The sequence below is a fragment of the Pseudomonas idahonensis genome, assembly GCF_037903935.1.
GTDB classification, from domain to species: Bacteria; Pseudomonadota; Gammaproteobacteria; order Pseudomonadales; family Pseudomonadaceae; genus Aquipseudomonas; species Aquipseudomonas danubii.
This window is the reverse complement of the sequence record NZ_CP149586.1, coordinates 5,722,397-5,734,736: the sequence shown is the minus strand read 5'-3', so window position 1 is coordinate 5,734,736 and position 12,340 is coordinate 5,722,397. Positions and strand designations below refer to the sequence as shown.

12 protein-coding genes and 2 pseudogenes are annotated in these 12,340 nt (G+C 63.4%); 7 read left to right on the top strand and 7 right to left on the bottom strand.

The annotated features are described in order from the left end of the window. Positions 1-120: 120 nt before the first annotated feature. On the bottom strand, positions 121-1,449 hold the full coding sequence (locus WIN67_RS25910) for an OprD family porin (protein ID WP_102880966.1): 1,329 nt from the start codon (positions 1,447-1,449) through the stop codon (positions 121-123). A 329-nt stretch (positions 1,450-1,778) separates the two neighbouring features. Here WIN67_RS25910 and WIN67_RS25905 point away from each other — a divergent pair, with 329 nt between their 5' ends. Then, complete coding sequence (locus tag WIN67_RS25905; protein ID WP_102860207.1) at positions 1,779-2,111, top strand: DUF2790 domain-containing protein; 333 nt, start codon at positions 1,779-1,781, stop codon at positions 2,109-2,111. Between the two features lie 16 nt (positions 2,112-2,127). Here WIN67_RS25905 and WIN67_RS25900 read toward each other — a convergent pair whose 3' ends face one another. Beyond that, positions 2,128-2,622, bottom strand: a complete 495-nt coding sequence (locus tag WIN67_RS25900; protein WP_102860208.1) for a RidA family protein — start codon at positions 2,620-2,622, stop codon at positions 2,128-2,130. Positions 2,623-2,844: 222 nt separating this feature from the next. Here WIN67_RS25900 and WIN67_RS31245 point away from each other — a divergent pair. The 4 genes and pseudogenes from WIN67_RS31245 to WIN67_RS31230 all read left to right on the top strand — a co-directional run. Beyond that, positions 2,845-3,615, top strand: a pseudogene (locus WIN67_RS31245) (PAS domain-containing protein); the annotation flags it as partial. A 114-nt stretch (positions 3,616-3,729) separates the two neighbouring features. Further along, complete coding sequence (locus WIN67_RS31240) at positions 3,730-4,161, top strand: methyl-accepting chemotaxis protein (RefSeq protein ID WP_253085032.1); 432 nt, start codon at positions 3,730-3,732, stop codon at positions 4,159-4,161. Positions 4,162-4,351: 190 nt separating this feature from the next. Beyond that, a pseudogene (locus tag WIN67_RS31235) lies at positions 4,352-5,125 on the top strand (PAS domain-containing protein); the annotation flags it as partial. Continuing rightward, positions 5,123-5,668 (top strand): methyl-accepting chemotaxis protein, encoded by a 546-nt coding sequence (locus tag WIN67_RS31230; protein ID WP_422394728.1) that lies wholly within the window; start codon positions 5,123-5,125, stop codon positions 5,666-5,668. The pseudogene WIN67_RS31235 and the gene WIN67_RS31230, both read left to right, overlap by 3 nt. Before the next feature lie 57 nt (positions 5,669-5,725). Here the strand turns inward: WIN67_RS31230 and WIN67_RS25885 are convergent, their stop codons facing one another. The 3 genes from WIN67_RS25885 to WIN67_RS25875 form a co-directional block, all read right to left on the bottom strand. Further along, complete coding sequence (locus WIN67_RS25885) at positions 5,726-6,253, bottom strand: GNAT family N-acetyltransferase (protein ID WP_102880963.1); 528 nt, start codon at positions 6,251-6,253, stop codon at positions 5,726-5,728. Positions 6,254-6,310: 57 nt separating this feature from the next. After that, positions 6,311-7,216, bottom strand: coding sequence for a LysR family transcriptional regulator (locus WIN67_RS25880; protein WP_339070220.1), 906 nt, complete (start codon positions 7,214-7,216; stop codon positions 6,311-6,313). A 110-nt stretch (positions 7,217-7,326) separates the two neighbouring features. Beyond that, positions 7,327-8,100, bottom strand: a complete 774-nt coding sequence (locus WIN67_RS25875) for an SDR family oxidoreductase (protein ID WP_339070219.1) — start codon at positions 8,098-8,100, stop codon at positions 7,327-7,329. Positions 8,101-8,262: 162 nt separating this feature from the next. Between WIN67_RS25875 and WIN67_RS25870 the strand changes: the two genes are divergently transcribed. Then, positions 8,263-8,868 (top strand): flavin reductase family protein, encoded by a 606-nt coding sequence (locus WIN67_RS25870; RefSeq protein ID WP_110652201.1) that lies wholly within the window; start codon positions 8,263-8,265, stop codon positions 8,866-8,868. Between the two features lie 66 nt (positions 8,869-8,934). Here the strand turns inward: WIN67_RS25870 and WIN67_RS25865 are convergent, their stop codons facing one another. Further along, the gene (locus WIN67_RS25865) at positions 8,935-9,819 is read right to left on the bottom strand and encodes a LysR family transcriptional regulator (protein WP_102880960.1); all 885 of its coding nucleotides are present in this window, start codon (positions 9,817-9,819) and stop codon (positions 8,935-8,937) included. Positions 9,820-9,915: 96 nt separating this feature from the next. Between WIN67_RS25865 and WIN67_RS25860 the strand changes: the two genes are divergently transcribed. Continuing rightward, on the top strand, positions 9,916-11,322 hold the full coding sequence (locus tag WIN67_RS25860) for an MFS transporter (RefSeq protein ID WP_102880959.1): 1,407 nt from the start codon (positions 9,916-9,918) through the stop codon (positions 11,320-11,322). Between the two features lie 7 nt (positions 11,323-11,329). Here the strand turns inward: WIN67_RS25860 and WIN67_RS25855 are convergent, their stop codons facing one another. After that, the gene (locus tag WIN67_RS25855) at positions 11,330-12,259 is read right to left on the bottom strand and encodes a DMT family transporter (RefSeq protein WP_339070218.1); all 930 of its coding nucleotides are present in this window, start codon (positions 12,257-12,259) and stop codon (positions 11,330-11,332) included. Positions 12,260-12,340 lie beyond the last annotated feature (81 nt).

Genomic DNA, 12,340 nt, shown 5'->3' with positions numbered 1-12,340 from the left:
TCAGGAGTATATGGAGGCCAACCTAACGAGAAGGTGAGGCCGATATTACAGTTCTGAAAGCCATGCGTCTGTGAAGAAGTTTTAACACCGGGCAGGCGTCAACCTGCCCGGCCAGGTACATCAGAGCAGGGCCAGGGGGTACTCGACGATCAGTCGGAATTCTTCCAGGTCGGACTCGAACTGACTGGAGCGGATGGTCGCCTGGCGGATGCGCAGGGACAGGTCCTTGAGCGTGCCGCCCTGGAACACGTACTTGGCTTCGATGTCCCGCTCCCAGCGACGCTGATCGGTCAGCGGATCACCCGCCGCGTCGCGGCGCATGTACACCGAGTTGGCATGGCTGTAGTCGGCGTCGCTGCCGCGCGCGTAGCGGGTCATGAACGACAGACCGGGAATGCCGAAGGTCTGCATGTCGAGGTCGTAGCGGACCATCCACGAACGCTCCTTGGGCGAGTTGAAGTCGCTGTACTGGATCGAGTTGTCGAGGAAGATCGAGTCCGACTGGCGCAGGTAGTCGAAGTCGTCGTTGCCGTTGTTGCGCTGGTGCGACAGGGCCAGGGTGTGGGCGCCATAGGTGGCGCCGACCTTGGCGCTCCAGATGTTGTTGTCGAACTCGCCCAGCAGTTTCTTGCCCTCGTCCACAGCCTTGTAATAGTTGAAACCGCTGAACAGGGTCAGGTCGTCGGACACCGGGTAGTTCACCGCCGTGCCGAAGTAGTACTGATCCCAGGCGTCTTTCAGGCGGCTGCTGTAGAGGCTGAAACTGAGGTTGGGGTTGAACTTGTAGTCGCCACCGAAGTAGCCGACCCAGGGCGAGTCGACCTTGCCCGCGTAGAAGGTGGCGAAGCCGTCGCGCATGCCGCTGCTGTCGGGCTGGCTCATGGCGTGCAGGCGCCCGCCCTGCAGGTTGAGACCGTCGAGGCTGGTGTTTTCCAGGGTCACCCCGCGAAAGCTTTCCGGCAGCAGGCGCGAGTCGCCGTAATGCACCACCGGCGTCTTGGGGAACACGTCGCCGACTTTCACCACGGTGTCCAGGGCTCGCAGTTTCACCGCGCCGCCGGCCTTGCCATAGCCGTCGGCGGGCTCGTTGTCGTGGTTCACCGGCAGCATGCCGAAGGAGCCACGGCCGCCGCTGCGCCCGCTGCCGGAGTCGAGCTTGAGGCCGTACATGGCGAAGGCATCGATGCCGAAGCCGACCGTGCCCTGGGTGAAGCCGGACTCGAACTTGCCGATCAGGCCCTGGGCCCAGGCTTCGGAGTAACCGTTGCCGGTGGGGCTGGACTGGCCCTTGCGATCATCGCGGTTGAAGTAGTAGTTGCGCAGCAACAGGTCGAGGCGGCTGCCTTCGACAAAGCCTTCGGGTCGTTCCTCGGCGGTTACCGCCGCCACGGGACACAGCCCCAGTACCGCGGCAAGCACGGACAGGGACAGAGGGGGATTGATTCGCATGGGGTCGCTCCTGAGTGTTGGCAGCTATCAACTTTTATATCGCCAGAGGCGTTCTTATTGGGGGGACTGACCGGCGCAGAAGCGCCCTGAAAGTCGCTGTCGATAGTTGCAAACAGTCGATAACGGCGAGGTGACCCGGTGATTACAATTGTGCAAGAAAGGATGCTGGTAGCGCTCGGCCAAAGCCTCTGAAACCCCCATGAACAGGGGCGATGGCAATGGGAGGGAAGTTGCCTGAAGGGGCATTACAGATAAGTAATGTGCCCGCGATCATTCTGACAGGGTCGGTTCCTTATCCTCGCTGGAGTCAACTGGACGAGGAAACTGTCATGAAGCTGTTCAACTTGAGTATCGCCGCGTTGCTGCTGTCCATTTCTGCCCTGGCCCTGGCCGAGGGCGGTGGTGATCGCACCTTTACCCGCGCCATGCTGGAGAACCAGAAGGCCATGGAGCGCTATGCCGCAAGCCAGGGCAAACCGGCCCCGGTGGTGCAGAGCTACCGCTATGGCATGGCGCTGGATATCGCCAGGGTGGTCAATGTGACGCCTGCGGCCAAGTCCTGCGAGGTGGTGCCCTCGCGCATGACGTATGAAGACTCCGCCGGTCAGCTCAAGACCATCGAATATCAGGTGGTGGGTCAGTGCCGCAACAACGGCAGCTGACTTCGGTGTCGCGCCCTCAGGCGTCGCCTGGCTCGGGGTGCAGGGCAACGATCATGTCGACTTCCACCGAGGCGTTTTTCGGCAACTGATAGACCCCCAGCGAAGTGCGTGTGTGCACGCCGGCCTCGGCAAACACCGAATACAGGATCTCTGAGGCGCCATCCGCCACTTCGCTCTGCTGGGTGAAGTCCGCCGCGCTCTGCACATAGACGTTGATTCGCAGAATGCGCTTGATCCGCTGCAGGTCGCCGAGCATCTGTTCCAGGATCGCCAGGGCTCGCAGGGTACAAATCTGTGCCCCGTGCCGGGCCTGCTCCAGGGACGTCTCGGCACCCACCCGGCCGACCACCATCACCGTGTTGTCGATGCGCGGGATCTGCCCGCTGACATAGACCTCATCACCGTTACGCACCGCCGGCACATAGTTGCCGCCAATGCGCATCTCGCCTTCGAAACTGTGGCCGATCCGGGCTGCCGCCTGCTGGAAAAGTGCCTTGCGTGTTGCGTCCATAGTCCAACTCCGTCGATCGCCGTGGAATTTCCAGAAGCCGACTATACGCGCTCCAACGCGGCGATGAATCTTCGGCGAAAGCCCCGTATCGACGGGCTTTGCCTGCCGTTGAAATTTTTTGGTCGGACAAGTCGCAGTTGCTATTAAGAAAATACTTTCAGGGCCGATGTTAGGCCCAAAGCAGCCCATTTTTTTCAGTCCCCCCGTCCCCGGTGCATCCTCATGTTCAATAAACGCTTGAAGCAAGAGTTGTCGGCGCTTCGTGAAGAACTCTCGAGCCTTCAGCAAGTGAAGGAAAGTCTTGAAAGCGAGATGCTCGTGATCAATTTGAGCGCCGATGGACGGATTCAATCGGTCAACCACAACTTCGCCCAGGAAATGCTCTACAAGGGAGGCGATCTGGTGGGTCGTGCCCTGGAGGACATCGTCCCGGAACACGTCAAGCACGACGAGTTCCATCAGCGCTTCAAGGCGACCCTGGCCCGGGGCGAGCATTTTGCCGGGGCGGTGCGCTTGCTGCGGGGCAACGGTGAGGAAGCCTGGCTGCGCGCCATTTCCCAGCCGATTCGCGACTCAGAGGGCCGGATCAAGTACTTCGCGATCTTTTCCAGCGACCTGACCCGCACCATCGAGGCCTCCCGCGAGCACGAGAACCTGATCGGCGCGCTGATGCGTTCCACCGCGCTGATCGAGTTCGATCTCAATGGCCATGTGCTGACCGCCAATGACCGTTTCCTGGCCGGGATGGGTTACAGCCTGGCGCAGATCAAGGGCAAGCATCACCGCATGTTCTGTGAGCCGGAGGAGTACAACAGCGCGGCCTACCAGGCGTTCTGGAGACGCCTGAATGCCGGGGAATTCATCGCTGAACGCTTCAAGCGGATCGATGCCCACGGCCGGGTGGTCTGGCTGGAGGCGTCCTACAACCCGGTGCTGGACGCCAACAACAAGCTCTACAAGGTGGTGAAGTTCGCCACGGTGATCACCGATCAGGTGAATCAGGAACTGGCCGTGGCCGAAGCGGCGAACATTGCCTACAGCACCTCGTTGCAGACCGACAACAGCGCCCAGCGCGGCACCACGGTGGTCACCGAGGCGGTGAACGTCATGCGTGATCTGGCCAAACACATGCAGGAGGCCGGCGAAGGTATCGGCGCCCTGAACGAGCAATCCCTGGTGATTGGCAGCATCGTCAAGACCATCAGCGGAATTGCCGAGCAGACCAACCTGCTGGCGCTCAATGCGGCGATCGAGGCAGCCCGTGCCGGTGAGCAGGGACGGGGTTTTGCCGTGGTCGCCGATGAGGTCCGGCAACTGGCCTCGCGTACCAGCAAGGCCACCGAAGAAATCGTCGGCGTGGTCCGGCAGAACCAGGACATGGCCCGTGAAGCCGTGGAGCTGATGGCCGAAGGCAAGCTGCAGGCCGAGCAGGGCCTGGCCCTGGCCGCAGAAGCCGGCACGGTGATCGTCGAGATCCAGGACGGCGCACAGAAAGTGGTGAGCGCGGTGGGTCAGTTCGCCAATCAACTGTCGACCTGAGTCGTGGGGCCCCGGTGACGGGGCACCGCTCATCCTCTCGGCACGGCGTTCGCCGGCCACGATGGCTTTGAGGAAATTTCCGAAGGGGTCTTAAGAATATTCTGAAAAGCTGCGCACGGCTTGGAGAAAGGTCACGCAGCGCCGATGGCAAGAGGGTCGCTGTATCCACTCTTAGTCTGTCGGTGTATCCATGTTCAACAAACGTTTGAAGCAACAGCTTGCCACCTTGAGCGACGAGCTGAATGCTCTGCAGCAATTCAAGGCCTGTCTGGAAACCCAGGTGCTCAGCATCGAACTGGACAGCGAGGGAGTGATCCGTCGGGTCAACCAGAACTTCACACGCACCCTGGGCTTCGAAGGCCAACAGCTCTGTGGGCAGCCCCTGGAGCATTTAGTTTCGCGGCACACGCAGGCGATCCAGTTGTATCGCACGTTCCGGGCGGCGCTGTTGCGCAACGAAGGCTACATCGGCCAGTTGCGCCTGCAGCGGGGCGACGGCCGCGACGCCTGGTTGCATACATGCGTACAGGCTGTCCATGACAACGCCGGGCACCTGGACCACTACTCGCTGATCTGCAACGACCAGACGGCGTCGGTGGAAAGCGCCTGCGAGCATGAAAACCTAATGGCGGCGTTGCTGCGTTCCACCGCGGTGATCGAGTTCGACCTGCAAGGCCGGGTGCTGACCGCCAACCCGCGTTTTCTGGCCTGCATGGGTTACCGCCTCGATGAAGTCCAGGGGCAGAACCACCGCCTGTTTTGCGAACCCCAGGAATACGAGGGGCCGTCGTACCAGGAGTTCTGGGCGCGCCTGAACGCTGGCGAATATGTCGCCCACCGCTTCAAGCGTATCGACAGCCAGGGGCGTGTCGTGTGGCTCGACGCCTCTTACAACCCGGTGCTGGATGCCAACGGCCAGCTGTACAAAGTGGTGAAGTTCGCCACCCTGATCACCGATCAGGTGAACCAGGAACGCTCGGTGGCCGAGGCCGCCGACATCGCCTACAGCATCTCCCGGCAAACCGATACCAGCGCCCAGCGCGGCTCGGCGGTGGTCACCCAAACCCTGGACGTGATGCGTGACCTGGCCAAGTGCATGCAAGACGCCGGTGACGGTATTGAAGCCCTGAACGAGCAGTCCCTGGTGATTGGCAGCATCGTCAAGACCATCAGCGGGATTGCCGAGCAGACCAACCTGCTGGCCCTCAATGCGGCGATCGAGGCCGCTCGGGCCGGTGAACAGGGGCGCGGTTTCGCCGTGGTCGCCGACGAGGTCCGACAACTGGCCTCGCGTACCAGCAAGGCCACCGATGAAATCGTCGGTGTGGTCCGGCACAACCAGAACATGGCCCGCTCGGCGGTGGAACTGATGGCCGAAGGTCGCCAGCAAGCCGAGCAGGGCCTGACCCTGGCGGCGGAGGCTGGCGCGGTGATCGTCGAGATCCAGGACGGTGCGCAGAAAGTGGTGGGCGCGGTGGGGCAGTTCGCCAGTCAGCTGTCCAGCTGAGTGTCACGCTGAGGGTTCAAGTTTCGCGTCCGCCTGGCCCAGCGGACGCGGAGGGTTTCAGTGTTGCAACGGCCCATGGCATTCGTAATGCAAACGGTCGAACCACTGCCCGTGCAGCAGGAAGCTGCGGCGTGAATGGCCGTAGCGGGAGAACCCTGACGCCTCCAGTACCCGCACCGAGCCGAGGTTCTCCGGGCGGGCGTTGGCTTCGATGCGGCTCAGTTGCAACTCCCCGAAGGCCCGTTGCCGGACTTGCTCCACCGCCGCCTTGGCGATGCCGCGGCCGTTGAAACGGGCGCCCACTCGATAGCCCAGTTCGGCGCAATTGAAGTAGGCGCGCTGCACCCGGTGCAGGTTGATGCGTCCCACCAGCTGTGAGTTTTCACGGATCAGGAATTGATAGCCGCGATCCGCTTCGGCGTCCTGTCGAGCCTGGGCGATGGCTTCGGCGACGCCTTCGGCACAGTAGTACGCGGCGGGTCGGGCGTTGATCGAGGCCTCGAAAAAAACGCGGTTCTCTTGCTCAAAAGCTAGCAGTTCATGCACGTCGTCAGGCTGCGGGGCGGTGATGTACAGGTGCGTCATGGTCCGGTGGCCTCAATCCGTTGAAGGCGCTTTCATCTCACGTTCTGCAGGTCGGCTTCAAGCCTCCAGGTGCGGTTTGATCAGTTCGGCAAACCATTCGATGAACACATTGAGACGGCGCGAGCGATGGCGGCGGTCGGGGTACAGTGCGCTGATTTCCATGGGCGCCACCGGCAGTTCATGAAGCACCTGCACCAGTTCGCCGCGCTCCAGTAGATGCTGCACATCGAAGCGCGGCACCTGGATCAGCCCCAGGCCCTGGCGACAGCAGGCAATGTAGTTCTCGACGTTGTTGACGATCACCCGACTGGGCAGGCCCAGCAGGTGCTCGCGACCTTCCTGCAGGTATTCCCAGGGCTGCTCTCGACCCGTGTCCGGGGAGGCGTAGCCCACCATCCACTGGCCATTCTGCAGGTCCTGGTGGCTTCGAGGCTCGCCATGTTCGGCGAGGTAGGCGGGGCTGGCGCAGTTGATCAGCGCCAGGCGCCCCAGGGGACGGGCGATCAGGCTGCTGTCCGCCAGGCTGCCGACGCGGATCGCGCAGTCGATGCCTTCCTGGACCAGGTCGATGCTGCGATCGCAGGCCCCCAGCGCCAGTTGCAGGTCGGGGTATTGCGCCAGCCATTGGGGCAGGGCGGGCACGATCAGGCGCCGGGCGATGCGGCTGGGTACGTCGATGTTCAAACGTCCACTGACATCCACCTGGCGATGCTGGAACAGTTGGCTGAGTTCGGATGCATCCGCCAGCAGACGCCGGGCTCGCTCCAGAAGGATGGCGCCGTCGGCGGTCAATTGCACATGCCGGGTCGTGCGGTGCAGCAGGCGCGTGCCGAGGGCGGTTTCCAGTTGCTGCACGGCGGAGGAGACGGTGGCCCGTGGCAGTTCCAGGACATGGGCGGCCTTGATGAAGCTGCCCATGTCGGCCACCTGGATGAACACGCGGTATTGTTCAAGCTTATCCATCGTATGAACGATCCTGGTCCGGGGGACGCCGAGCGGCAATGGATCGCGGCATCGTCCGAGGCGATCGATGCAGCGGCTCGGCAGGCCAATTTACCCCTTGGGCGCCAGGATTACTTGGTGGTGTAGCCGCCGTTGATCAGTAAGGTCTGACCGGTGATCCACCAACCCTCGGTCACCAGGTGACGAATGAAGGGCACCACATCCTCGATATCAGTGAGTCCGGTCTTGCTCGAAGGCGACAGGGCCGCGGCGCTCTTGTGGTAGGCCACCGCGTCGTCCCCTTCGGCAGGGTAGAAGAACGGTGTATCCATGGGGCCTGGCCCTACAGCGGTGACCGAGATGCCGCGGGCGCCGAACTCCTTGGCTGCGGCCCGGGTGAAGTGTTCCACCGGTGCCTTGGAACCGCCATAGGTGGCATAGAACGGGGTGAAGGCTCCCAGCAGCGACGTCACCAGGGTCACCAGCTTGCCGTTGTCCTCCAAGTGTTTGCCGGCTTCCTTGATGAAGAAGAACGCGCTCTTGGCATTGACCGCAAACATCTGGTCGTACTCGTCTTCGCTGATGTCGACTATGGGTTTTTTCAGCACCTTGCCCACGGTGTTGATGGCGATGTCGATCTTGCCGAAACGCGCCTTGACCTCGCTGAACAGACGCTCCACGGCACTGGCGCTGGTGAGGTCGGCCTGCCAGGCGTGGGCCTCGACCCCCAGGTCCTTGAGCGCCGCCAGGGTGCGCTCGGCGTCGGCCTGGCTGGCGCTGCTGTTGTAGTGCACGGCCACGGCTTTGGCCCCGTGGCTGGCAAGATCACGGGCAATCAGGCCGCCGAGGTTTTTCACCCCTCCGGCAATCAACACGACTTTGTTGTTCAGGGAATGATCGGCCATGGTGCGGCTCCTTCGACGGTTGGTGAAGGCTGAGTCTAGTCTTTGGAAGGGCGCGGATAAGCCGTCGGCGGCTGGACGGATTATCCAGAAAATCCATCCAATGCCGCGGTCTGCCCGAGGGCTGGATAGGGCTACAATCGGTTTTTTTTTCAGGAGCCTGCCATGCCTGCATTTCGTCGTTCGGTCCCTCTGGAAAAGGCCTACCGCCTGCTCAATCACGGCCCTACGGTGCTGGTCAGCGCGGCCCATGGTGGCCAGCGCAATATCATGGCCGCGGCCTGGGCGATGCCCCTGGATTTCGAGCCGCCGAAAGTTGCCGTGGTGCTCGACAAGTCCACCTGGACCCGGCAGCTGCTGGAGGCTTCGGGCACCTTCGTCCTCAACGTGCCCTGCGCCGCTCAAGTGGACATTGTGCAGAGCCTGGGCAACAGCTCCGGACTGGAGCTGCACCACGCCGGGCGCGACAAGTTTTGCGCCTATGGTTTATCGACCTTTGCCGGCCAGGCCCTTGAGGCTCCGCTGCTGGAAGGTTGCGTGGCCTGGCTGGAATGCCGGCTGTTGCCCGAGCCCCACAATCACCAGCAGTACGACCTGTTCCTCGGTGAGGTGATTGCGGCCCAGGCCGATGCCCGAGTGTTCAGCGAAGGGCGTTGGCACTTCGAGGGTCAGGACTCGCTGCGCACCCTGCACCATGTAGCAGGTGGGCATTTCCTGACCATTGGCGACGCCGTTGACGGTCGTCAGTTGCCCCAGGCCGGTGAGGTTTGAGTCAACGTCTGCTGGGTGTGATCCAGCACCTGCAAGTCCAGCGCTCTGCCGCCGACTGGGTCTTGGCTACCAGCTCACCTGGCCCAGGGCGTCGGCGAAGGCGTTGAGTTTCGGCGAGCATTGGCGTGAGGGCGGGTAGACCAGGGACAGTTCCCGGCAGCGCCCGTCATGGGCCTGGAGAATCGGCACCAGATGGCCTGCGTCGAGGGCATCGCGCACGGCGAACTCCATCAACTGGGCGATGCCGAAGCCACCCAGCACCGCATCCACCAGGGCATCGCCGATGTCGAAGATCAGCCGCCCCTGCACCGCCAGGTCCAGAGGCTTGCCCTGGTCCATGAACTGCCAGTCCACCAGGCGGCCGCTGCGCAGGTTGCGCACGGTGAGGCAGTTGTGCTGCTGCAAGTCCGCCAGTTGCCGGGGCGTGCCATGGCGCTGCAGATAAGCCGGCGCTGCCACCGTTACCCAGCGCAAGGGCGCCAGGGGGCGGGCGATCAGACGCTGGTCGTTGATCACCCCGGTACGCAGCACCGCGTCGAAGCCTTCGTCGATGATGTCCACCACCCGATCGGTCATCACCGCCTCGATGCTCAACTCGCGATAGCGGGTGGTCAGCTCGCCAATGACCGGCATCACCACCTTGCGCCCGAACAGTGAAGGGGTGCTGATCTTCAGCGCTCCGGTGGGAGAGTCCCGGCGGTCCAGCAGCAAGTGCTCGGTATGGGCCAGTTCTGCCAGCAGCGGTCCGGCCCGGTCCACCAGAACCTGGCCGTCCGGGGTCAGGCTGACACTGCGGGTATTGCGTTGCAGCAGGCGCACGCCCAGTTGCTGTTCCAGGCGGGAAATGGCCCGGGACAGGCCGGATTGGGTCAGCCCCAGGTCGCCGGCGGCCCGGGTGAAACTGCGGGTCTCGGCCACCCGGACCAGCAGGCGAAGGGCGTTCAGATCCATGATTAAAGTCATTACTGAAAGAGGAAGTGGCGTATTTATCATTTAAACGGCATCGATGACACTGGGCGCCGCTTATTTCAGACAAGGATTTTCGCGATGTCCGCGACCCCGTTAGCCAAGCCGTCGGGCTGGATGCTGTTACTGCTGGCCACCGCGCAGTTGATCATCGCCCTGGACGCCACCATCGTCTTTGTTGCCCTGCCGGACATTGGCCAGCGTCTGGGGTTCTCCGCCCAGCAATTACAGTGGGTGGTCAGCGCCTACAGTGTGGCCTTTGGCGGCTTCCTGCTGCTGGGCGGGCGTGCGGCGGACCTGTTGGGCAAGCGGCGTTTCTACATCATTGGCCAGTCCCTGTACGCCCTGGCGTCCCTGGCCGGCGGCCTGGGCGGCAGCGCCCTGTTGCTGGTGCTGGCCCGGGCCGTGCAGGGCGTGGGCGGGGCGATGCTGTTCCCGGCCACCCTGGCCCTGATCAACACCTGGTACGCCGAAGGCCCGGCCCGTAACCGCGCCTTTGCGGTGTGGAGCGCGGCCTCGGCGGCGGGACTGGCCCTGGGGGCCTTGCTGGGCGGGGTGTTGACCCAGTACTGGGGCTGGGAAGCGGTGTTCCTGGTCAACGTGCCCCTGGCCGGAGCCTGCGCGCTGATGGCCCGGCGCTGGATTCCTGCCGACCCGGCGCGCCAGCGTGGCCGTCAGTTCGATCTGCGCGGTGCCCTGACCGTGACCCTGGGGGGCACCTTGCTGGTGTTTTCCATTGTTCAGGGGCCGGAGTGGGGCTGGACCGCGCCGGCGACCCTGGCTTGCCTGATGCTGTCCCTGGCGTTGCTCTGGCTGTTTGTCCGACTGGAGCAGCGCAGCCCGGACCCGCTGATGCCGCTGCGTTTGCTGGGTTATCCACAACTGCGCATGGCCATGGTGATTACTGCATTGTTCATGAGCAGCTTTGGCGTGCAGTACTACTTTCTCAGCCTGTATTTCCAACAGGTCTACCAGTTCAGCGTGTTGCAGAGCGGCTTGGCGTTCCTGCCTTCGACCCTGCTGTGCACGGCCGGAATCTGGGTGGCGGAACGGGCGCTGCTGCGTATCGGCTTGCGGGCGACCCTGGTCAGCGGCTTGCTGCTTGGGGCGCTGGGCATCGGCATGATGTACCTGGCCTTGCCCGGTAGCCTGGGTTTTGTCGGCCTGTTACCAGGGATTGTGGTGATGAGCATCGGCCAGGGCATGACCTGGACTTCGATGTGGGTCTCGGCCGGGCAGGGTATCGCAGCGTCCGAGCAAGGGGTGGCAGCGGGGGTGGCCTCTACCAGTCAGCAAATCGGCGGGGCCCTGGGGCTGGCGCTGCTGGTGTCCCTGGCCAATACCTTGAGCCCTGAGGGCAATCAGGCTCATGGCATTGAAATGGCCACTGCGGCCAGCGCCCTGCTGGCCTTGCTCGGTGCACTCCTGGCGTTGCGTTTGCCTCGGGCGTCACCAGCCTTGCCGGCCTGTTCCGTGGCCCAGGGCTAAGGCGCGTTCAGTGGGGCTGGGGCAAGTGGCGGCGCACCGCCCACAGCACCCCGGCCAGCAACAGCAGGGCCGCCGAGCTTTGCAGCAGGCTCGGCAGGTGTTGCAGGCAGATAAAACCGTACAGCAGGGCAAACAGGGTCTCGAACACGATCAGTTGGCCGCTGAGGGTCAGGGGCAAGCGCCGGGTCGAGGCGTTCCACATGCGATTGCCGAACCAGGAACCCAGCACTGCACTGGACAGGCTCAGGCCCCAGAACAGCATCCAGCGTTGCTCGCTGGCCTCGACCTGGGTACCCGGCAGGGAGAAAGCTTCCGCCAGCAGCCAGATCAGGGCGCCCATGAGCCCGGTGGTGATGCCCCACAGGGTCGACCACTGGCTGCTGTTGAAACGGCTGCCTTTGAGGTAGCGGGCGTTGTCGGTGGCGAACCAGGTCCAGCACAGCAGGGCGCCAAAGGCGCAGAGCAGGCCCAGGGCGCGCTGGCCCAGCTCGGGTGAATCGCCAGGCGCGGTCAGCAGGGTGTCGAGGTTGATGCAGCAGATGCCGGCGAACACCAGCAGCAGCGGCCAGCGCAGGCGGCGCAAGGGCACGGCGTCGGCGTCGCCGCGCCCGGCCAGGGTAATGGTCAGCGGCAACAGGCCGACGATCAGCGCGGTGCTGGCCACCCCGGCCCACTGGATGGCGCTGGCCAGGAGCATGAAATAGATCAGGTTGCCGGTCAGCGCCAGCTTCACCAGCAACCCGGCATCGCTCCAGGTCAGGCGTTGCAAGAGTTCCCGGGCCTGGGGCGCAGCTAGGAGCAGGGAGAATGCACCGTACAGGGTGAAGCGGGCACAGCTGAGCATCAGCGGACTGAACTCCGGCAACAGGCTGGGCACCACAATGGCCAGGCCCCAGACCGCACCGGCCAGGGCGGCGTAAGCAACTCCGCGTTTCATGCACACACTCGCAGCGATTCATCAAAGCGCGCAGCCTAGTCATTGCTGACCGAGTGGACAAAGGATATATAGGCACCTACC